Below are 19,055 nucleotides of genomic sequence, written 5' to 3' on the forward strand. Positions count from 1 at the left end.
GGCGGCCCAGTGCCGGCGGCCAGGGCGCCAGCGCAGGGCGGGCCTGGCGGCGGGCGCGGCGGCGCCGTGTTCCAGCTGCGACAGGATGCGCTTGCCATCGGTTTGCGCGGCCACCACCCCCGCCGTGCCCAGCAGGGTAGGACCGCTGGACTGGCCATCTCCGGTTTTCAATAAAGACAAAATATCACCTCCGCAATGGATCAAACTCGACTGACCTTGATGTAAACCGCGCTCAGGCGGGCCGCGGACGCCTACGATCTAGCGATACTGCCGAGCACGCTGCCCGGCCCATGCCGATCCCGTCACGGAGCGCCCCATGTTCGTCGCCCTGGTCCTGATGTATTTTCTGCTTGCCTGTTTTGCCTGCTGGCTGCTGCTGTTTCCCGGCGGCCGCGCCATCGTGCTGCACGCGCTCGTCAACCTCGGCTGGCGCATGCAGCGGCGTGCGCAGGGGCTGCAGCGGGGCAGCGGGGCGCAGTGGCAGCGCGTTCAGCGGCACACGGGCTCGGGCGTGGCGCGCGCCTGGCAACTGCTGTGGCGCCACCGCTGGATGAGCCTGGCAGGCAGCGTGCTGGTCGTCGTGCCGCCGCTGCTGGCCTGGCTGTCCAGCGACCGCATCGCCCTGCGTGGCTATGCCGATCAGCAGCATGTCATCAACGATCAGGTCAGCGACTTGCTCAAGGGCGAGCAGCTGGTGCCGCCGCCCACCTTGCCGCCGCTGCTGTTTTCCACGGCGGAAGTGACGCAGCTGCGTCCGCTGCTGGGCGGCGCCAGCCGCAACTGGCAATTGCTCGACCACGATTACGCGCAGCGCCTGCTGCTGGTCTTCAAGATCATGAAGGAGGTGCATGGCTATGACATGGTCTTGCTGGAAGGCTATCGCAGTCCCGCGCGCCAGGACCAGCTGGCGGCGGCCGGTCCGAACGTGACGAACGCCAGGGCGTTTCAAAGCTATCACCAGTACGGCCTGGCGGCCGATTGTGCATTCATGCATGAAGGAAAGCTCATCATTTCTGAAAAAAATGCCTGGGCCATGCGCGGCTACCGTTTATATGGCGTGACGGCCGAATCGGTGGGCCTGCGTTGGGGCGGACGGTGGACCATGATGGATTTTGGCCACACGGAATTGCCGCAACCGCGCGTGCTGGGCAAGTAAGCCGCGCCAGCCATTCTAGCGCCGCGCGGCGGCCGGATTTTCAGCGCTGCAAGCTTACTTGCGCAGCATCAATGGCCTGCCGAAGCCTGCCGCGCGCTGGCGCCTGTTACTTGTCATATGTCAACAAAGGCGCGTCCCATTGCTGTCAGCATGGGCCGAATCCGCCTTGCTGCGCGGCGGCGTCCATCCTGTTTGCGACTTCACCCTGGGCTCATCATGCTGCGACGACTCTGGCATTTCTTCACCGACAGCCGCAATCTGACCATCGTTGGCTTCGTGGCGCTGGCCGTGTTCCTGTACCTGGGCGCCGAGGCGCTGGAAGTGGCGCTGGTCTGGGCGCTGGCCTTGCTGCTGCTGGCCTTTGTCACGTGGCTGGGCCTGTGGCTGTGGCGCCGGCGCCGCGCGCGGCGCAATGCGCAGATGCTGGGGCAAGCCATCCTCAATGAGGCCGAGATCGCTGCCGCGCAGGCGGCATCGGCCTCGGCGGCCGGTGGCACGCAGCAGGGCGAACTGGACGCCGTGCGCACGGGCATGCTGGCCGCCATCGAAACCATCAAGACGTCCAAGCTGGGCATTAAATCGGGCGCCGCCGCCCTGTACGAATTGCCGTGGTACATGATCATCGGCAATCCGGCTGCCGGCAAGAGCAGCGCCATCCTGCATTCGGGCCTGCAGTTTCCCTTCGCCGACGGCAAGATCGTGCAAGGCGTGGGCGGCACGCGCAACTGCGACTGGTTTTTCACCACGGACGGCATCGTGCTCGACACGGCGGGACGCTATTGCGCCGTCGACGAGCACCGGGGCGAGTGGTTCGGCTTTCTCGACCTGCTGAAAAAATACCGGCGCAAGGCGCCCATCAACGGCATCCTCATCGCCGTCAGCATTGCCGAATTGAAAGGCGACCCGGACGTGGGCATGCAGCTGGCGCGCAGCTTGCGCAAGCGCGTGCAGGACGTCATCGAGCGCCTGGAAGTGTTCGCGCCCCTGTACATCGTGTTTACCAAGGCGGACCTGATCGCCGGCTTCACAGAGTTTTTCGCGGATGCCGAACGCAGCGAGCGCGAGCGCGTCTGGGGCGCCACCATGCCTTACCAGCGCAAGCTGCCCACGGCCGACTTGCTGGCGTTTTTCGACCAGAGTTTCGATGAATTGCACGATGGCTTGACGGAGCTGAGCCTGGCCAACATGGCGCACCGGCAACGCAAGACGATGGCGCCCGGCGTATTCACCTTTCCGCTCGAGTTTGCCGCCGTCAAGCCGGCCTTGCGCGCCTTCATCGCCACCCTGTTCGAGGAAAATCCATTCCAGTTCCAGCCCGTGTTCCGCGGCTTTTACTTCACCAGCGCGCTGCAGGAGGGCGAGCCCGTCAGCGCCTCCTCGCAGCAGGTGGCGCGCCGCTTCGACCTGGCCTTCGCGCCGGCCCCGGCCGTGCTGCTCGCGGGTACGCGCCAGCATGGCTATTTTCTGCTGGAACTGTTCCGCAAGGTGATTTTTGCTGACAAGCACCTGGTGGCCAACTATGCCAACCGCGCCAAGCTGCGCTTCAAATATGCCGTGTTCTTTGCCGCCACGGTGTCGCTGGGCGCCTGCCTGGGCGGCTGGAGCTGGTCCTACCTGGGCAACCGGCAACTGGTGGCCAACGTCGAGGCCGATTTAAATAAAGTGGTGAAGCTGCAGGAGCGGCGCCTGGACTTGCAGTCGCGCCTGGAAGCGCTCGAGATCTTGCAGGACCGCATAGAACAGCTGGAAGCGTACCGCACGCAGCGGCCGTGGTCCTTGCGCCTGGGCCTGTATCAGGGCGAACTGCTCGAACGCAAGCTGCGCGAGGAATATTTTGCCGGCGCCCGCCAGGTCATGCTGGCCCCCGTGGCGGGCGCGCTGGAAGCGCTGCTGTTCGAGATGAACGCCAGCGCCGACCAGCTGCAGCCCGCGGCGCGCACGCCGCAGACCCCGGCCTCCGCGCCTTCCGCACCTTCCGCTGCGCCGCGCAGCGTGCAGTACCAGGCGGCCAGCGCGACGAACGTGGAAGATGCCTACAATGCGCTGAAAACCTATCTGATGCTGGCCGATAAGACGCATGCCGAGAGCAGCCACCTGAACGACCAGATGACGCGTTTCTGGCGCGGCTGGCTGGAAGGCAACCGGGGCTCCATGCCGCGCGAACAGATGATACGCAGCGCGGAGCGGCTGCTGACGTTTTACCTGGCGCAGATCGGCGATCCATCCTGGCCGCGCATCGAACAGAAGCTGGCGCTGGTCGACCAGGCCCGCGAAAACCTGCGCCGCGTGGTGCGCGGCATGCCGGCGCGCGAGCGCGTGTATGCAGACGTCAAGGCGCGCGCCTCGACGCGCTTTCCCGGCATGACGGTGGCGCGCATCGTCGGCGAACAGGATCAAGCCCTGCTGGCGGGCAGCTACGCCGTCTCGGGCGCCTTTACGCGACAGGCGTGGGAGAAATTCGTCGAAGGCGCGTTCCGCGACGCCGCCAACCGCGAGCTGCAAAGCGCGGACTGGGTGCTGAAAAGTGCGTCCACCGATGACCTGACCCTGGAAGGCAGTCCGGAACAGATCGAGAAGAACCTGGTGGCCATGTACAAGGCCGACTACGCGCGCGAGTGGCAAAAGTTCGTGCAGGGCGTCGCCGTTGCCGACCTGAAAGGCTTTGACGGCGCCGTGCAGGCGATGAACCGCCTGGGCGACCCGCAGTCGTCGCCGATCGCCAAACTGCTGACGGCCATCTACGACGAGACTTCGTGGGACAACCCGGCGCTGCAGAATGCGCAATTGCGCAAGGCCGAGCGGGGCATCGTCGCCTGGTTCAAGGAAACGGTGCTGCGCCGCGCGCCGTCGCAGCTGGCATCGAATCCCGGCATGCAGGCGCAGCTCGACCCGGCCCGCCTGGATAAACCGATGGGACCCGTGGGCCGCGAATTTGCCGGCGTGGGCAAGCTGGTGGCGGCCAGGGACAACAATGCGTCCCTGATGCGCGCCTACCTGGAAGCGCTGTCGAAACTGCGCAGCCGCTTGAACCAGCTGAGGAACCAGGGCGATCCTGGGCCGGGCGCGCGCCAGTTCATGCAGCAGACCCTGGAGGGCAGCGGTTCCGAGCTGGCCGACGCCTTGAAATTGGTCGACGAGCAGCTGCTCACGGGGATGAGCGACGCGCAAAAGCAGGCCATCCGCCCCATCCTCGTGCGCCCGCTGATGCAGACCTTTGCCGTCATCGTCGCGCCGGCGGAACTCGACATCAACAAGACCTGGGCGGCGCAGGTGTACGAACCGTTCCAGAAATCGCTGGCGAACAAATATCCGTTTGCGCCCACGGCGCGCATCGAGGCGAGCAACCTGGAGATCGGCCAGTTCTTTGGCCCGGAAGGACTGGTGGCGAAATTCGTCACCACCTCCATGGGACCCCTGGTGGTGCGGCGCGGCGACGTGCTGGCGCCGCGCACCTGGGCCGACATGGGCATCAGCCTGGCGCCGCAGGTGGTGGCGCGTTTCCCCGGCTGGATCGCGCCGCTGGGCGCGGGCGGCGTGGCGGCTACCTCCGGCGTGGCGCAGACCGTGTTCCAGATCCAGCCGTCGCCCGCGCCCGGCACCCTGGAATACACGGTGGAGATCGACGGCCAGCAGCTGCGCTACCGCAATACCCCGGCCCAGTGGACGAATATGCTGCATCCGGGCCCGCAAGGCGCGGCAGGCGCCCAGGGCGCGCGCATCACGGCCGTCACCTTCGACAGACGCACGGTGGAGCTGTTCAACGAGCCGGGGCAATTCGGCTTGAAGCGCATGATCGATGCGGCGGCCAAGAAGCGCAAGGACGGCGGCGTGTTCGAACTGCGCTGGGCGCGCGGCGAGGTGGCCGTGGCAGTCGACCTGAAAATCATCAGCAGCGCCGAGACGGCGGGCGCCGGCGCGGGCGGGACCGCGGCGCTGCAGGAGCAGGGCTTTCGCGGCATGCAGCTGCCCGAGACCATCGTCGGCGCGCCCGGTGTTCCCGCCGTGCCTCCTGCGCCTCCCGCGCCCGCCATCGCCGCCGCAGCGGTGGCCGGGGTGGCGCCATGATGCGCGCGCCGCAGCAGGTGCGCCTCGCTTACTTCGGCAAGGTCCCCGCGCGGGGCGACTTCATCAAGGCTTGCGACAATCACGCGCTGGTGCAGCTGCTCGACGACTGGCTGGCGCAGGTCATGAGTGCCCTGACGGTGGAACCGCGCTGGAAGCTCAATTACGACGCCTTGCCGCCGCTGCGCTTTGCCTTCGTCGGCACGCGCAGCCGGCGCGCCATCGCCGGGCGCCTGGAAGCGAGCAACGACCAGTCGCACAGGCGCTTTCCCTTCATGGCCATGGGCGCGCTGGAAGTCGACGATGCCGAGGCTTTTGTCGCCTGCAGCCCGCTGGCGCTGGCGCCCCTGTGGCAGCGCGTGGAGCAGCTGTCGCAAGGCATCGTGGCCAGCGCCGAACCGGGACCGGCCCTGCTGGCGCTGGCCGGCAACGTGGTGGAAGTGGAGCCGGCCGCGCCGTGCCATGCGGCGCGGCTGGCCGCCTTCTTGCAGGCGCAGACGGTGCAGGGCTTGCAGGCGATGCTGGCCTCGCCCGCATTCCCCGTGACGGTGCGCGAATTGCTGCTGGGCCTGGGCCTGCTGCTGCGGCCCGTGCGCCAGAGCGGCTTGCCGCGCCTGGAAAAAAGCCTGGTGCTGCCGCTGCCGCAGGACGCGCAGCTGCGCGAGCTGGTGGCCAGCTTCTGGCTGCACCTGATCGCGCCTTTCCTGCGCCAGGCCGATTTCGAACTGGCGCTGTTCTTTTCCCACCTCGACGAGGCGCCCGTGCTGGTGATCGGTTTTTGCGGCGCCGACCCGCATGGCTTGCGCGCGCTGATCGATCCGCAGGCCGGCGGCGAACGGCTGATCATCTTCGACCAGCTGGACTGGGTGGAGCAGCAGATGGGACACGATGCGGCGCTCAGCCGGTTTTCCGCCTGTTTGCAGCAGGAGCAGTTGTCGCTGCGCTCGGCCTGCGCCATGTTTGCCGATACCTTTGCCTGAAGGAGTGCGATGAAACCGTTTGCCACTTTGCTGCTGATGCTTGCCGCCACCGCGCCCTGCCACGCCCAGGCGCAGGCGCCCCAGACGCCCATGCCGGGGCAGATCCTCGTCACGGGGACCCTGGCCGACGAGGCGGGCAAGGCAGCCGTGCTGGCCCGCCTGCGCGAACTGTACGGCGCCGAGCGCGTGGTCGACCAGATCGCCATCGGCACCGTGGCCGTGCCGGCCAACTGGAACGCCTACGTGCAAAAGCTGATCGCGCCGAACCTGAAGCTCATTTCGCGGGGGCAGATCAGCATCGACGGCAACAACGTCAGCGTGCGCGGCGAAGTGGCGAACGAGGCGCAGCGCCAGCAGATCGCCAGCGACATCGCCACCAGCCTCAATCCCACCTACACCGTCAACAACGGCTTGCGGGTCAGGGCGGCCGAGGCCGAGCAGGGTTTGCTCGATGCGGCGCTGGATAAGCGCATCATCGAATTCGACAGCGGCAAGGCGTCCATCACGCCCGCCGGCCTGGCCATCCTCGACGAGATGGCGGCTGTCATGCTCAAGCTGCGGGGACGCAAGGTGGAAGTGATCGGCCATACGGACGACACGGGCCTGCGCGCCAGCAATGTGGCCCTGAGCCAGGCGCGCGCCGAAGCCGTGCGCGCCTACCTGGCCAGCAAGGGCGTCGTGGCCGATTCGGTGCTGGTGTCGGGCCAGGGACCGGACCGCCCCGTGGCCAGCAACGCCACGGCCGATGGCCGGGCGCGAAACCGGCGCATCGAGTTCAGGATCGCGCAATAGATTTGGTTGACACCTCACAAAACCGTAGCGAGCGGATGAGAGTTGTGGCCGAGAAGCGCAAGTGTGCGAATGCACATTGAGCATCGCAGGCCGCAAGTCTCGACGCGCAGCAGGTTCTGTGAGGTGTTCAGGGCAGGGTGATGGTCAGGTGCGCCGGCCGCGGCGCCAGCTTGACCAGGTCCGCATACGCGGCCAAGGTCGTTTGCGTGCCGCGCGTCAGATGCGTTTTCAAGCCCAGGTAGGCGCAGATGGCCAGCAGGGCGAAAATGCTCGACAGCGCCCACAGCGGCACGTCGCTGCCGCGTTTGTTGACCACCTGGTCGGGACGCTCCGCGCGCGGCGCGAAGCCCCGGCTCTTGCCCTTGATGTGGGCGATTTCGTCGCCCAGGCGCGCCGTCAGGTAGCTGAGCTTTTCGCCGCCGTCGATCGCATACTTGCCCTGGAATCCCAGTAGCAAGCACATGTGGAAAACCTGCAGCGCCTGCACGCGCATGGCGCCCTTGCCGCGCAAGGCGTCGAGGCGGTCGAAGAAGTGTTCGCCGGCCAGCTGGTCGCCAAAGATCAGCAACTGCAGCGGGCGCCGCTCCCACTGCTTGCGCAGGGCAAAGGGCGAGGCCAGGATGATTTCGTCGACCGCCGCGCAGAACGCATATTTGGCCGCCGCGATATCGTCGCCATCGGCGCGGATTTTTTTTGCCTCGCGCTCGAAGTCGTCGAGGAAGGCCGTGATGCGGTCCATGAAGCTTTGCTCGTCGCCGGGCGCCGAGCCGTGCTTCAGCATGAACAGCATGTAAAAGCCTTCGTGCATCAGGTCCAGCAGGGCGCTGCCGGCATGGCGGGCGCCGGCAGGGGCGGGACCGCGTGGTCCCAGCAGGGAGGGCGCCGCGCGCCGTTCGATGAGCTGGCTCATGCCGTCACCGCGATCAGTTCCAGCTGCAGGTCGCGTATGCCGGCCGGCACGTAGACGGAAATCGACTGCGCCTTGAGCATCTGTTCATACAGCGCGCCGCGGTTTTCCATCGCAAAGTAATAGGTGTCCGGGCGCACGGGGATGGCGGCCGGCACTTGCGGCGCATGCGACAATTTGAGGCCGGGCATGGCCGTAAGCACGCATTTTTCCACGTCGTCGGGCGCACCCACTTTCACGCGCAGCGGCACCACGTCCACCAGTTCGATGGCGGGCATGGCGGCGCGGATCGCCAGGTACAGGGTGGTGTGCTGGTCGATCTTGCCCGAATCGAGCTTGCCCAGGTAGTACGACGGCTTGTCCTCGACCAGGGCGATGGAAAAATACTTCGAGGAAATGACGGTGTCGAGCAGTTCGCGGATGATGGCGTCGAGGGCGTCGAAGCAGGCGCCTGGCTGCGCGTGGTCGTAGGCGGGCAGGCTGGCCAGGGTGTAATGCTTGGAGTAGCTGAGCAGGCCGCCCGCCAGGCCCAGCAACGCTTCGTACAGGCGCTCCGGATGCAGGGCCGGATGGCGCACGTAATGCATCAGCGCGGCGGCGGCCGTGCTGACCGTGTGCAGCAGCCAGAACGAGGATACGTCGCCCGAGCGGAATTCGATCACGTTGCGGCTCGGTTCGCGGTGGTGGCCGTGCAGCGCGCTCACCTTCGCCTGCAGCGCGTCGAGCAGGTGTTCCAGCACGCCCTGCAGGCGCGGCGCGCCGGCAATCGCCAGGCTGGGCGCCATGAACGAAGGCACGGGCTCGAAGCCGCCCGAGACCGTGCGCCGCAGGGCGATCAGCGGCAGGCAGTCGTAGGAGCCGCGCGCTTCGCTGTCGGGAATCAGGCGCACGGCCTTCTTCAGGTAGGCCACGTCTGCCACGGCGGACTCCGTGAACAGGTCGGGCGTGGCGCGCATGGCGTGCGCAAAGCGCGTGCTGGCCGGCGTGCCGGCCTTGGACGCCTGCGCCGTGTAATTCATGCCTTCGCCGCTGAGGATGGGCAGCGCCGCGTAATACGTCACTTCCTGCACCGCCGGCGGCAGCGCTTCCAGGTCCACGGGCGGGGGCAGGGTATCGCTGCCGGGCGCGCCGTCGCCCAGCGCCTCGAACACTTCGCCGTCGCGGAAGATCGCCGACAGGGCTTGCAGGCGCAAGGTGCCCGTCCTCAGCGCCGCCAGGTCCCACTCCATGTGCGCCACGCCCCACAGGTAGGGATGCAGCGCGCTGGCCGTGTGATGCAGGCGCGCTTCATGATATTGATCCTGGCGCTGGAAATGCTGCGGCCGCAGGAACAGGCCTTCTCCCCACAAGACTTTCGCTGCCATGCCCATTGCGTTTCTCCTAGAGTGTGTGCGTGCTGCCGCTGCCGTTACTGGCAGCGCAGGGCGGCCAGCGGCGCCATGCCGCTGTCCATGCCGGCCACGCTGAGCGCGCAGGCGTGCAGGCCGACGGTGATGCCGCCCCGTTCCGCGTCGGCGGCGGCAAAGGTGGCGCGCCAGCGCTGTGCCGCCGGTGCGCGGAACAGGGCCACCACGCCGATGAAGCTGGCTTCCTTGCTGACTTTTTCCTGTATCTCGTAGCGCTGGCCCGGTACCAGCAGCACTTCCTTCACTTCCATCAGGTCGGCGCCCAGCGCGGCTTTTTCGCGCTGCGTGTCGAGGAAGCTGTCGTATGGCGTCTGCTCGAAGGCGGCGCTCTGGCGCAGCTTGTAGATGCGCGCCACCAGCGCCAGCGGCCGGCCGTCGGCGTCCGTGTTGAGGCGCTGCGCCGCATGCAGGCGGATGCTGACGTTGCGCGGCGGTTTTTGCGCGTCGGGCAGTTCGGGCGGCGGCTTGGCCGCCCCGGCCATGTGCAGCGCCGCGTTGGCCAGGCTGCCGATGGCGCCGCCCGCACAGCCGGCCTGCAGCAACGCCAATAGCAGCAGCGCGGCGGCGCGGGCCAGGTGGCGGAACGGGGCGTCAGATGGCATGGGCGTTCTTTTGCAAAAAATGGTGCGTGGAAATGAACGTGGTGCAGTCATTTAAGCGCATGCATGGACAGACTACTTGCGTTGACGCAAAGTCCGCCTGCGATCAAGACAATTGCTGCGCCAGATCAGGATTCATGTCGCTGCACGCGGCTGTGATGTGGAACTTCTTCTTTGCTGATTAATCTCAATTTGGCAAAAAAATGGGCGATCAATAATGGCCTCCAGCAAGGCGCCGCCCATCTTTCCCAGCGGTAGCGTCCTCCACGTGAAGGAATGCCCCGATGAAGCCAGCCACCATATTGCCCCGTATTGCCTGCCTCGCCAGCGCCGTGCTGCTGGCCGCCTGCGCTGCGCCGGACCAGCCGGCACCGAAGATTCCTGCCGCGCCGACCCTGGCGCAAGTGATGAGCGACGCCGATGCGGCCGCGCGCGCCGGCCAGTACGAGCGGGCCATGACCTTGCTCAAGGGCGGCGGCAACAGCTACCCGGCCGACAAGGCGCCATGGCTGCAAATGGCGCAGATGAAGTTCGACCGCGGCCAGTACGGCGACGCCATCGGCCATGCGCTCGAAGCGCTGGAGCGCGACCCGGACGACAAGGTCGCCAACAGCATCGTCGCCGTCAGCGGCCTGCGCCTGTCCGGCAAGGCGCTGGCCGACCTGTCGCGGCAAAACAATCTAAACGGCTCGCTGCGGTCGGAAGCGCAGGACCTGGCCAAGCTGCTGCGCGCGAGCATAGGCGAGGACGTGCTGCTGCCGCCGCCAGCGAAGCGCCCTGCAGCGGCAGGCAAGCGCGCTGCAACTTCCAGCTCCGGCACGCCGGCGGCGAAGGGCGCGGCGTCGCCAGGCAGCGCGGCCGACCCGTTCAGCGGCCTGAAATAAGCCCGCGTTCCCACCACCGTTAGCAAAGGAAGCGACATGCCCAAGTCCGACAGCGTGCAAAAACGCCTGCAAAAGATACGCGCGCCGCGCGTGCAAATGACCTACGACGTCGAGATTGGCGACGCGATTGAAAACAAGGAGTTGCCCTTCGTGGTCGGCGTGCTGGGCGACTTTGGCGGCAATCCGGACAGCGATAAAAAACGCTTAAAAGACCGCAAGTTCGTCGCCATCGACCGCGACAACTTCGACGAAGTGCTGGCCGGCGTGGAGCCGGTGGCCCGTTTCGCCGTCCCGAACCGCCTCGGCGAGGCGGGCGGCACGTTCGCCGTCGACCTGCATTTCCGCTCGATGGACGACTTCCGTCCCGAATCGGTGGTGCGCCAGGTGGAACCCTTGCGCAAGCTGCTCGAGGCGCGCACCAAGCTGGCCGACCTGCGCAACAAGCTGGCCGGCAACGACAAGCTGGAAGACTTGCTGACGGAAGTGCTGAACAACACGGACAGCCTGGCTACCCTGAAACCGCAGTTCCCAGCGCAGGAGGATTGAGATGAGCGCCCAGGCAGAAGCCCTCGCAGTATCGACCGCCGGCGCGCCGGCCGCCACCGACTTGCTGGACCAGATCGTCGAGCAAAGCCGCGTCGCCAAGTCCGGCGCCGAACATGCGCGCGCACGCGACCTGATCTCGGAACTGGTGGCGCAGGTGCTCGACGGCACGGTGCTGATGTCCAGCAGCCTGTCGGCAACCCTGGACGGGCGCGTGGCGGAAATCGACCGCCTGATCTCCGCCCAGCTCAGCGAAATCATGCACGCGGCGCCGTTCCAGCAGCTCGAGCAAAGCTGGACGGGGCTGCGCTACTTGGTCGGCAATTCGGATACGGGCACGCGCCTGCAGATCCGCATGTTCAACGCCACCAAGCGCGAACTGGTGAAGGATTTCCAGGCGGCGCTGGAATTCGACCAGAGCAGCATGTTCAAGAAGGTCTACGAAGAGGAATTCGGCACGTTTGGCGGTGCGCCGTTCGCCGCGCTGCTGGGCGACTTCGCCATCTCGCGCCAGCCGGAAGACATGTATTTCGTCGAGCAGATGTCGCACATCGCTGCCGCCGCCCATGCGCCCTTCATCGCCTCGGCCGCGCCGGAACTGTTTGGCCTGGAAAGCTACGGCGACCTGGGCAAGCCGCGCGACCTGGCCAAGGTATTCGATACCATCGAGTACGCGAAATGGAAAGCCTTCCGCGAATCCGAGGATGCGCGCTACGTGGGCCTGACCTTGCCCCGTTTCCTGGGCCGGCTGCCGTTCAATCCCGTCGACGGCACCACCGTGGAAGGCTTTAACTTTGTCGAGGAAGTCGACGGCAGCGACCACCACAAATACCTGTGGTGCAATGCCGCGTACGCATTCGGCAGCAAGCTGACGCGCGCCTTTGCCGACTATGGCTGGTGCGCCGCCATCCGCGGCGTGGAGGGCGGCGGCCTGGTGGACGACCTGCCCACGCATACCTTCAAGACGGACGAGGGCGACGTGGCCCTGAAATGCCCGGCCGAAGTGGCGATCACCGACCGCCGCGAAAAGGAATTGAGCGACCTGGGTTTCATCTCGCTGGTGCATTGCAAGAACACGGCGTATGCGGCGTTCTTCGGCGCGCAGTCGGCGCAGAAAAGCCGCAAGTACAACAGCGATGCGGCCAATGCGAACGCGGTGCTGTCGTCGCAGCTGCAGTACATCTTTGCCGTCTCGCGCATTGCCCATTACATGAAGGCCATGATGCGCGACAAGATCGGCAGCTTTGCCGCCGCCTCCAATATCGAGGATTTTTTGAACCGCTGGCTGATGCAGTACGTGCTGCTCGACGATAACGCCAGCCAGGAACAGAAGGCGCAGTTCCCGCTGCGCGAAGCTTCCGTGCAGGTGCATGAAGTGCCGGGCCGGCCCGGCGTGTACCGCGCCGTGTCCTTCCTGCGGCCGCACTTTCAGCTCGATGAATTATCCGTTTCGCTCCGACTGGTCGCGGAGTTGCCGAAGTCGACCAATTCCTGATCCACCGGATCATCTTTCAACCAGAGGAGCACACCATGGCAATCGATGTATATCTGCAGATAGACGGCATCAAGGGCGAATCCACCGATGACAAGCACAAGGACTGGATCGAATGCAAATCGGTCAGCTGGAGCGTCGAGCAGCCGAAGTCCGCCACCGCGTCGACGGGCGGCGGCCACACGGCCGAACGCTGCGAGCACAAGGACATCGTCATCTCCAAGCTGGCCGACCTGGCCTCGCCGGTGCTGCTGCAGACCTGCTCGGCCGGCAAGACCATACCCAAGGCACGCTTCGAATTCATGCGCGCCGACGGCCAGGGCGAGCGCGTCAAATATTTTGAAATCGAGATCGAAAATGTGCTGATCGGCGCCGTCACGCCGAACGTGGAAGAGGGCGACATCCTCGGCGAACACGTGGGCTTCAAGTTCTCGAAAGTGAAGTGGAAATACACGCAGCAAAAAGTGACGGGCGGCGCCGGCGGCAATACCTCGGGTGGCTGGGACCTGGCCGCGAACCGCGTGGCTTGATCCATGGCGCGCGGCGCGCTTCGGCCACCTGCGCCTGCGCGCCGCGCCGACTTTTCAGGAGAGCGCATGGACAGTTATGTACCGGGCCTGTTCGACCGCCTGATGGGCGACGGCAGCGCGGCGGCGGGCGGCGTGGCGGCGCGCCTGTCGCTGGAACAATTGAAGGATGCGGTGGCGCGCGACCTCGAGGAACTGCTCAACACGCGCGTGGCCCTGCCGCCCGGCGCGCTCGACGCCTACCCGGAATGCGCCGCTTCCATCGTCAACTATGGCCTGATCGATTTCGCCGGCATGTGCCTGTCCAGCAGCGACGACCGCGCCCGCATCTGCGCCGCGCTGAAGGCCGCCATCGAACGCCATGAACCGCGCCTGCGCAATGTGCGCGCCCGCATGGAGCGGGACGCGGGCAGCATCAACCGGGTCGGCTTCGTCATCAGCGGCACCTTGGCCGTGACGGCGGGCGGCGAGACGGTCAATTTCGACGCCGTGCTGCAGCCATCGTCGCTGCGCTATTCGATCAACCGCAAGGGAGCTGCCGCATGAGCAATAACTTGAAAACCCTGATCGCCAAACTCAATGACACGGCGCGCACGGCCGCCACGCGCGCCGCCGGCATCTGCGTGGGACTGGGACAGTATGAAGTCGATATCGAACACCTGTTCCTGGCCCTGCTGGAGCAGGAGCGCAGCGATTTCGTCACCATTGCGCGGCGCAGCGAAATCAGCCTGACGGCGCTGGAGGCGGACCTGCGCCGCGAGATCGGCAGCTTCAGGACGGGCAGCGCGCGCACGCCCGTGTTCTCGCCCCACTTGCCGCTGCTGTTCGAGCATGCCTGGCTGATTGCCTCGCTGGACGCGGCGCAGCCGGGGCCCATCCGCAGCCGCCACCTGCTGCTGGCGCTGCTGACGGAGCCGGAACTGTCGCAGCTCGCGTATCGCGGTTCGAAGCTGTTCGCCGGTTTCAGCGTCGAGCAATTGAAGCACCATCCGGACAAGCTGACGGCCGGCTCCGGCGAGGAGGAAAGCGCGGCAGTGCCGCGGCTTTCCGACACCGGCGACGATCCTGTTGTTAGCCTGGCCAGCAAAACCCCGGCGCTGGACCAGTTCACCACCGACCTGACGCAGCTGGCGCGTGACGGCAAGCTCGATCCCGTGATCGGCCGCGAAGCGGAGATACGCCAGGCCGTCGACATCTTGCTGCGCCGGCGCCAGAATAATCCGATTCTGACGGGCGAGGCGGGCGTGGGCAAGACGGCCGTGGTGGAAGGCCTGGCCTTGCGCATCGCCGCCGGCGACGTGCCCGAGGTGCTGCAGGGCGCACGCATCCACGCGCTCGACATGGGTTTGCTGCAGGCCGGCGCCAGCGTGAAGGGAGAATTCGAAAGCCGCTTGAAGAACGTCATCGACGAAGTGACGAAAAGTCCGCACCCCATCATCCTCTTCATCGACGAGGCGCACACGATGATCGGCGCCGGCGGCCAGGCGGGGCAGAACGACGCGGCCAATCTGCTGAAGCCGGCGCTGGCGCGCGGCGCCCTGCGCACGATTGCCGCCACCACCTGGAGCGAGTACAAAAAGTATTTTGAAAAGGATGCGGCGCTGGCGCGGCGCTTCCAGGTGGTGAAGGTGGAAGAACCGGGCGAAGACATCGCCTGCGCCATGCTGCGCGCCATGGCGCCGCTGATGGAGCGCCATTTCGGCATCCGCGTGCGCGACGCCGCCATCGTCGAGGCGGTGCGTTTGTCGCACCGCTACATCAGCGGGCGCCAGTTGCCCGACAAGGCCATCGGCGTGCTCGATACGGCCTGCGCCCAGGTGGCGCTGGGCCAGCGCGCCACGCCGGCGCAGCTGGAAAACGCGAACCGGCGGCAGGAACGCATCGGCGCGGAAATCGCCGCCCTGGCCCGCGAGGCGGCCGATGGCGAAGCGCCCGACAAAGCCGGTGCCGCGCGCCTGGCGCAGCTGCGGCGCGAGCATGGCGAGGGGCAGGCGGCGATCGGTGCGCTGGCGCAGCGCTGGGAGCGTGAAAAGGCGCTGGTGGCGCAGATCGGCGAGTTGCGCACGCAGCTGCGCGGCGAGCGGCCGGGCGAGATCGGCGCGGCGCGCCTGCTGGCGCTGAAGGACGAGCTGGCGGCGCTGCAGGGCGAGGCGCCGCTGTCGCCGCTGGAAGTCGATGCGCAGGTGGTGGCCGGCATCGTCGCGGGCTGGACCGGCATCCCGCTGGGGAAGATGCTCAAGGACGAGATCCGCACGGTGCTGGCCCTGGAAGGGGCGCTGCGCGAACGGGTGCTGGGACAGGACCACGTCATCGCGGCCGTGGCGCAGCGCGTGCGCACGGCGCGCGCCAGCCTGGACGACCCGGACAAGCCGCAAGCCGTGTTCCTGTTCACGGGGCCGTCCGGCACGGGCAAGACGGAAACGGCGCTGGCGCTGGCCGACCTGCTGTATGGCGGCGAGCGCAAGCTCGTGACCATCAACATGAGCGAATACCAGGAGGCGCACAGCGTGGCGGGCCTGAAAGGTTCGCCGCCCGGCTATGTGGGCTATGGCGAAGGCGGCGTGCTGACGGAAGCCGTGCGGCGCCAGCCCTACAGCGTGGTGCTGCTCGATGAAGCGGAAAAAGCCCATCCCGACGTGCTGGAACTGTTCTTCCAGGTCTTCGACAAGGGCGTGCTCGATGACGCGGAAGGGCGCGAAGTCGATTTCCGCAATACCATCATCATTGCCACCTCGAACCTGGGCTCGGGCGCCATGATGGCCGCCTGCCTGAACCGGGCAGCGCAGGACTTGCCCACGCCGGCCGCGCTGGAAGAACTGGTGCGCCCGCAGCTGGTGGCGCACTTCAAGCCGGCCTTGCTGGGGCGCCTGAAGGTGCTGCCGTTCTATCCCTTGAATGACGCGGTGCTGGCCGAGATCATCGCCCTGAAGCTGGCGCGCATCGGCGCGCGCATCGCGCGCAACCACCAGGCGCAGTTCAGCCACGACGCGGGCCTGGTCGACGCCGTGCTGGCGCGCTGCACCGAGGTCGACTCGGGCGCGCGCAATGTCGACCAGATCCTCAACGGCAGCCTGCTGCCGGCGATTGCCGAAGCGGTATTGGCGCGCATGGCCGAAGGCGAGCCGATAGCCTCGATACGCGTCAGCGCGAACAAGCAGGGGCAGTTCAAGTACGCCATCAAATAACGTCATCCAGTCACGTCAATCCGCGGAGAGCGCCATGTTCAATCTGGAGCAGTTGCTGCACCCCGTCAGCGCCGTCAGCCCCTGCGGCGAAGACATCACTTTCAGCCAGGAGCTCGACGCCATCGCGCGCGCGCGCCAGCACGACGACCCCAGCCTGGACCAGGGCGAGTGGGTGACGGCGCTGAAGGAAGCCGACTGGCCCTTCGTGGCGACGCGCTGCGAACAGCTGATCGCAGCGAGCAGCAAGGATCTGCGCGTGGCCGTGTGGCTGGCCGAGGCGCACGCGAAGACGCGCCGTTTCCGCGGCCTGGGCGATGGCTACGCGCTGCTGGCCGGCCTGTGCGAGCGTTACTGGGATGGCCTGTATCCGCCGGCGGAGGAGGGCGACCAGGAACAGCGCATCGGCAATGTGTTCTGGCTGCTGTCGCGCACGCCGCAGCTGCTGCGCGAGATCCCGCTGACCGAAGGCGCCGACGGCCTGTATTCGCTGCAGGATTTCGATGCGGCGCGCCAGCGCGCGGCCGCCATCCTGGCGCAGGGCGCGGCGGAACAGGGCTGGGGCGATGCGCGCCACGACGACGGGGCGACCCTGGCGCAGATGGAGGCGGCGCGGCAGCGGAACACGCGCGCATTTTCCGACGCCTTGCTGGCCGATGCACAATACTGCATGCAGTCGCTGCTGGCGTTCGAACGCAGCGTCGATGCGCGTTTCGGCGCCGATGGTCCAAGCTTTCGCGCCGCGCGCGAAGCGTTGGAAAACATCATTCACTTCATCGCGCCGCTGCCAGCGGGCGCGGACTTTGCCGGCGCGCCAATCGCCGCTGGCCAGGATGCCGGCAGCGGCGGGGGCGTTATCGTGCAGCGCCAGCAGGCGCTGGCCCAGCTGCGCCAGGTGGCCGATTTTTTCCGCCGCACGGAGCCGCACAGCCCCGTCGCCTACCTGGCGGACAAGGCCGCCAGCTGGGGCGAGCTGCCGCTGCACCTGTGGCTGCGCGCCGTCGTGAAGGACGCAGGCACCCTGGCGCAGCTCGATGAAATGCTGGGCACGGACAGTACGAACGGATGATCGGTTTTGGCGCTTCCATGCTAATCTTCGGGCATGTTCAGAATGCTCATCTTGCCTGCCGCGCTGTGCCTGTTCATCGCTGCCGAAGCGCAGGCCGGCGCTGCGACGCCGCTGGTGATCTATGGCGACGACGACTATCCGCCGTACTCCTACGTCGAGAATGGCCAGCTGAAAGGCATCTACACGGAGATCGTGCGCACAGCCGTGCAATCGATGCCGCACTATGCGGTGCAGCTGCGCCCCGTGCCCTGGAAGCGGGGGCTGCTGATGCTGCAGACGGGCGAGGCGTTTGCCCTGTATCCGCCGTATTCGTGGCGCAGCGAACGGCCGTACGTGCGCTATTCCGTGCCGCTGCTGATGGAACAGTTGGTGTTGCTGTGCAACCAGGACGTGCTGGCACGGCGCGCGCTGCGCCAGTGGCCCGCCGATTACGGCGGCCTGCACATCGGCGTGAACGCGGGTTTTCTGCTGGGCGACGCGGGGCTGATGGCGTCCTTGCGCGCCGAGAAAATCGTGCTCGATCCGGCCAAGGGCACGCGCACGAATCTGCTCAAGCTGATGCGCGGGCGTATCGATTGCTATGTCAGCGACCGCCTGTCGGCGCAGTGGGAGCTGCAGCGCATCCGGCGCGAGGGGCCGGCCGGCACGCCGATGCAGGCGGTCCACGAAACGGCGCAGCTGGCCAGCCAGCAGGGACACCTGGGTTTCACGGTGCGCCGGCCGGCGGCCTATCCGTATCGCGATGATTTTATCGAGCAATTCAATGCAGCCATCGTGCGCATGCAAAACACTGGCGCAATCCGCCGCATCGTCGACCAGGCGTTGCTGCCCTGACGCCATTGCCCTGGCGCCGCCACCTTGATTCAACATCTGGAGACAAGCATGAAAAGATTGCTGTTGCTGTGTGTGCTCGTGCTGGCCGGCTGCGTGGGCCGGCCCGATAATATTGTGCCTGTTAGCAATTTCGACACGACCCGCTATCTGGGGAAATGGTATGAGATCGCCCGCCTCGACCACTCGTTCGAGCGGGGGCTGAGCCATGTGACGGCCGACTACAGCCTGCGCCAGGATGGCGGGTTGAAAGTACTCAACCGTGGCTACAAGGATGCGGACGCGGCATGGAAGGAAGCGCAAGGCAAGGCGTATTTCGTGGACAGGAAAGATGTGGGCTACCTGAAAGTGTCGTTTTTCGGCCCCTTCTATGGTTCCTACATCGTTTTCGACCTCGACCAGCAAAATTACAGCTATTCCATGATCAGCGGCCCCGACAAGTCCTACTTGTGGTTGCTGTCGCGCACGCCCACTATGGACCCCGCCGTGCAGCAGCGCCTGATCGAGAAGGCTAGTGGGCTGGGTTTCGATACGTCAAAATTGATCTATGTGAAGCAAAACTGACTCTGCTTGCCTGCCGCCCGTTCGTGGCGGCATAGCGTCTTCTGGTTGTTGCTTTTCTGCA

General features: G+C 66.3%; 17 protein-coding genes. 13 read left to right on the forward strand and 4 right to left on the reverse strand.

Features of this window, described 5'->3' with window-relative positions:
* Window positions 1-180 (reverse strand): hypothetical protein (locus GCN75_RS14290; RefSeq protein WP_405002813.1); only part of this gene is annotated, 180 nt, incomplete at its 3' end.
* A 136-nt stretch (window positions 181-316) separates the two neighbouring features.
* Between GCN75_RS14290 and GCN75_RS14295 the strand changes: the two genes are divergently transcribed.
* From GCN75_RS14295 to GCN75_RS14310, 4 genes are all read left to right on the forward strand, one after another.
* Complete coding sequence (locus GCN75_RS14295) at window positions 317-1,156, forward strand: M15 family metallopeptidase (RefSeq protein ID WP_152283110.1); 840 nt, start codon at window positions 317-319, stop codon at window positions 1,154-1,156.
* A 216-nt stretch (window positions 1,157-1,372) separates the two neighbouring features.
* Window positions 1,373-5,221: a type VI secretion system membrane subunit TssM gene (gene tssM, locus GCN75_RS14300; protein WP_152283111.1), complete on the forward strand. Its 3,849-nt coding sequence runs from the start codon at window positions 1,373-1,375 to the stop codon at window positions 5,219-5,221.
* Complete coding sequence (gene tagF / locus GCN75_RS14305; RefSeq protein ID WP_152283112.1) at window positions 5,218-6,198, forward strand: type VI secretion system-associated protein TagF; 981 nt, start codon at window positions 5,218-5,220, stop codon at window positions 6,196-6,198. The genes tssM and tagF overlap by 4 nt, the downstream gene beginning before the upstream one ends.
* A 9-nt stretch (window positions 6,199-6,207) precedes the next feature.
* Window positions 6,208-6,990: an OmpA family protein gene (locus tag GCN75_RS14310; RefSeq protein WP_152283113.1), complete on the forward strand. Its 783-nt coding sequence runs from the start codon at window positions 6,208-6,210 to the stop codon at window positions 6,988-6,990.
* 127 nt (window positions 6,991-7,117) lie between these two features.
* On the opposite strand, the gene icmH is transcribed toward GCN75_RS14310, so the two are convergent.
* From icmH to tssJ, 3 genes are read right to left on the reverse strand one after another with little or no spacing between them, the layout of a single operon-like run.
* Entirely contained in the window at window positions 7,118-7,900 is a 783-nt protein-coding gene (gene icmH / locus GCN75_RS14315) for a type IVB secretion system protein IcmH/DotU (protein ID WP_152283114.1), read from the reverse strand.
* Window positions 7,897-9,267, reverse strand: coding sequence for a type VI secretion system baseplate subunit TssK (gene tssK / locus GCN75_RS14320; RefSeq protein ID WP_152283115.1), 1,371 nt, complete (start codon window positions 9,265-9,267; stop codon window positions 7,897-7,899). Before tssK ends, icmH begins: the two co-directional genes overlap by 4 nt.
* 38 nt (window positions 9,268-9,305) lie before the next feature.
* Window positions 9,306-9,905, reverse strand: a complete 600-nt coding sequence (gene tssJ / locus GCN75_RS14325; protein ID WP_152283116.1) for a type VI secretion system lipoprotein TssJ — start codon at window positions 9,903-9,905, stop codon at window positions 9,306-9,308.
* Window positions 9,906-10,186: 281 nt separating this feature from the next.
* Here tssJ and GCN75_RS14330 point away from each other — a divergent pair, with 281 nt between their 5' ends.
* The 9 genes from GCN75_RS14330 (at window position 10,187) to GCN75_RS14370 (ending at window position 18,994) form a co-directional block, all read left to right on the forward strand.
* Window positions 10,187-10,786 carry a hypothetical protein gene (locus GCN75_RS14330; protein WP_152283117.1) on the forward strand — a complete coding sequence of 200 codons (600 nt, stop codon included), beginning with the start codon at window positions 10,187-10,189 and terminating at the stop codon, window positions 10,784-10,786.
* Between the two features lie 36 nt (window positions 10,787-10,822).
* On the forward strand, window positions 10,823-11,332 hold the full coding sequence (gene tssB / locus GCN75_RS14335) for a type VI secretion system contractile sheath small subunit (RefSeq protein WP_152283118.1): 510 nt from the start codon (window positions 10,823-10,825) through the stop codon (window positions 11,330-11,332).
* A 1-nt stretch (window position 11,333) separates the two neighbouring features.
* Window positions 11,334-12,824: a type VI secretion system contractile sheath large subunit gene (tssC, locus tag GCN75_RS14340; RefSeq protein ID WP_152283119.1), complete on the forward strand. Its 1,491-nt coding sequence runs from the start codon at window positions 11,334-11,336 to the stop codon at window positions 12,822-12,824.
* 35 nt (window positions 12,825-12,859) lie between these two features.
* Entirely contained in the window at window positions 12,860-13,351 is a 492-nt protein-coding gene (locus GCN75_RS14345) for an Hcp family type VI secretion system effector (protein ID WP_034750126.1), read from the forward strand.
* A gap of 66 nt (window positions 13,352-13,417) precedes the next feature.
* Window positions 13,418-13,894: a type VI secretion system baseplate subunit TssE gene (gene tssE, locus GCN75_RS14350; RefSeq protein WP_152283120.1), complete on the forward strand. Its 477-nt coding sequence runs from the start codon at window positions 13,418-13,420 to the stop codon at window positions 13,892-13,894.
* Window positions 13,891-16,533 (forward strand): type VI secretion system ATPase TssH, encoded by a 2,643-nt coding sequence (tssH, locus tag GCN75_RS14355; RefSeq protein ID WP_152283121.1) that lies wholly within the window; start codon window positions 13,891-13,893, stop codon window positions 16,531-16,533. The genes tssE and tssH overlap by 4 nt, the downstream gene beginning before the upstream one ends.
* A gap of 34 nt (window positions 16,534-16,567) precedes the next feature.
* Window positions 16,568-17,599 carry a type VI secretion system protein TssA gene (tssA, locus tag GCN75_RS14360; protein WP_152283122.1) on the forward strand — a complete coding sequence of 344 codons (1,032 nt, stop codon included), beginning with the start codon at window positions 16,568-16,570 and terminating at the stop codon, window positions 17,597-17,599.
* Window positions 17,600-17,641: 42 nt separating this feature from the next.
* On the forward strand, window positions 17,642-18,433 hold the full coding sequence (locus GCN75_RS14365; protein WP_226941397.1) for a substrate-binding periplasmic protein: 792 nt from the start codon (window positions 17,642-17,644) through the stop codon (window positions 18,431-18,433).
* 48 nt (window positions 18,434-18,481) lie between these two features.
* On the forward strand, window positions 18,482-18,994 hold the full coding sequence (locus GCN75_RS14370) for a lipocalin family protein (protein WP_152283124.1): 513 nt from the start codon (window positions 18,482-18,484) through the stop codon (window positions 18,992-18,994).
* The last annotated feature ends 61 nt before the right edge of the window (window positions 18,995-19,055 follow it).

Origin of the sequence: Janthinobacterium violaceinigrum (genome assembly GCF_009208555.1) — a bacterium.
In the GTDB taxonomy this organism is placed as follows: Bacteria; Pseudomonadota; Gammaproteobacteria; order Burkholderiales; family Burkholderiaceae_D; genus Janthinobacterium; species Janthinobacterium violaceinigrum.

Excerpts from the sequence above, each read along its gene's own strand:
- tssJ (WP_152283116.1), bottom strand. The coding sequence starts at position 9,905 with ATGCCATCTGACGCCCCGTTCCGCCACCTGGCCCGCGCCGCCGCGCTG.
- GCN75_RS14370 (WP_152283124.1), top strand. The coding sequence starts at position 18,482 with ATGAAAAGATTGCTGTTGCTGTGTGTGCTCGTGCTGGCCGGCTGCGTG.
- tssC (WP_152283119.1), top strand. The coding sequence starts at position 11,334 with ATGAGCGCCCAGGCAGAAGCCCTCGCAGTATCGACCGCCGGCGCGCCG.
- GCN75_RS14295 (WP_152283110.1), top strand. The coding sequence starts at position 317 with ATGTTCGTCGCCCTGGTCCTGATGTATTTTCTGCTTGCCTGTTTTGCC.
- tssM (WP_152283111.1), top strand. The coding sequence starts at position 1,373 with ATGCTGCGACGACTCTGGCATTTCTTCACCGACAGCCGCAATCTGACC.
- GCN75_RS14345 (WP_034750126.1), top strand. The coding sequence starts at position 12,860 with ATGGCAATCGATGTATATCTGCAGATAGACGGCATCAAGGGCGAATCC.
- tssB (WP_152283118.1), top strand. The coding sequence starts at position 10,823 with ATGCCCAAGTCCGACAGCGTGCAAAAACGCCTGCAAAAGATACGCGCG.
- tssA (WP_152283122.1), top strand. The coding sequence starts at position 16,568 with ATGTTCAATCTGGAGCAGTTGCTGCACCCCGTCAGCGCCGTCAGCCCC.
- tssE (WP_152283120.1), top strand. The coding sequence starts at position 13,418 with ATGGACAGTTATGTACCGGGCCTGTTCGACCGCCTGATGGGCGACGGC.
- GCN75_RS14330 (WP_152283117.1), top strand. The coding sequence starts at position 10,187 with ATGAAGCCAGCCACCATATTGCCCCGTATTGCCTGCCTCGCCAGCGCC.
- GCN75_RS14365 (WP_226941397.1), top strand. The coding sequence starts at position 17,642 with ATGCTCATCTTGCCTGCCGCGCTGTGCCTGTTCATCGCTGCCGAAGCG.
- tagF (WP_152283112.1), top strand. The coding sequence starts at position 5,218 with ATGATGCGCGCGCCGCAGCAGGTGCGCCTCGCTTACTTCGGCAAGGTC.
- tssK (WP_152283115.1), bottom strand. The coding sequence starts at position 9,267 with ATGGGCATGGCAGCGAAAGTCTTGTGGGGAGAAGGCCTGTTCCTGCGG.
- GCN75_RS14310 (WP_152283113.1), top strand. The coding sequence starts at position 6,208 with ATGAAACCGTTTGCCACTTTGCTGCTGATGCTTGCCGCCACCGCGCCC.
- tssH (WP_152283121.1), top strand. The coding sequence starts at position 13,891 with ATGAGCAATAACTTGAAAACCCTGATCGCCAAACTCAATGACACGGCG.
- icmH (WP_152283114.1), bottom strand. The coding sequence starts at position 7,900 with ATGAGCCAGCTCATCGAACGGCGCGCGGCGCCCTCCCTGCTGGGACCA.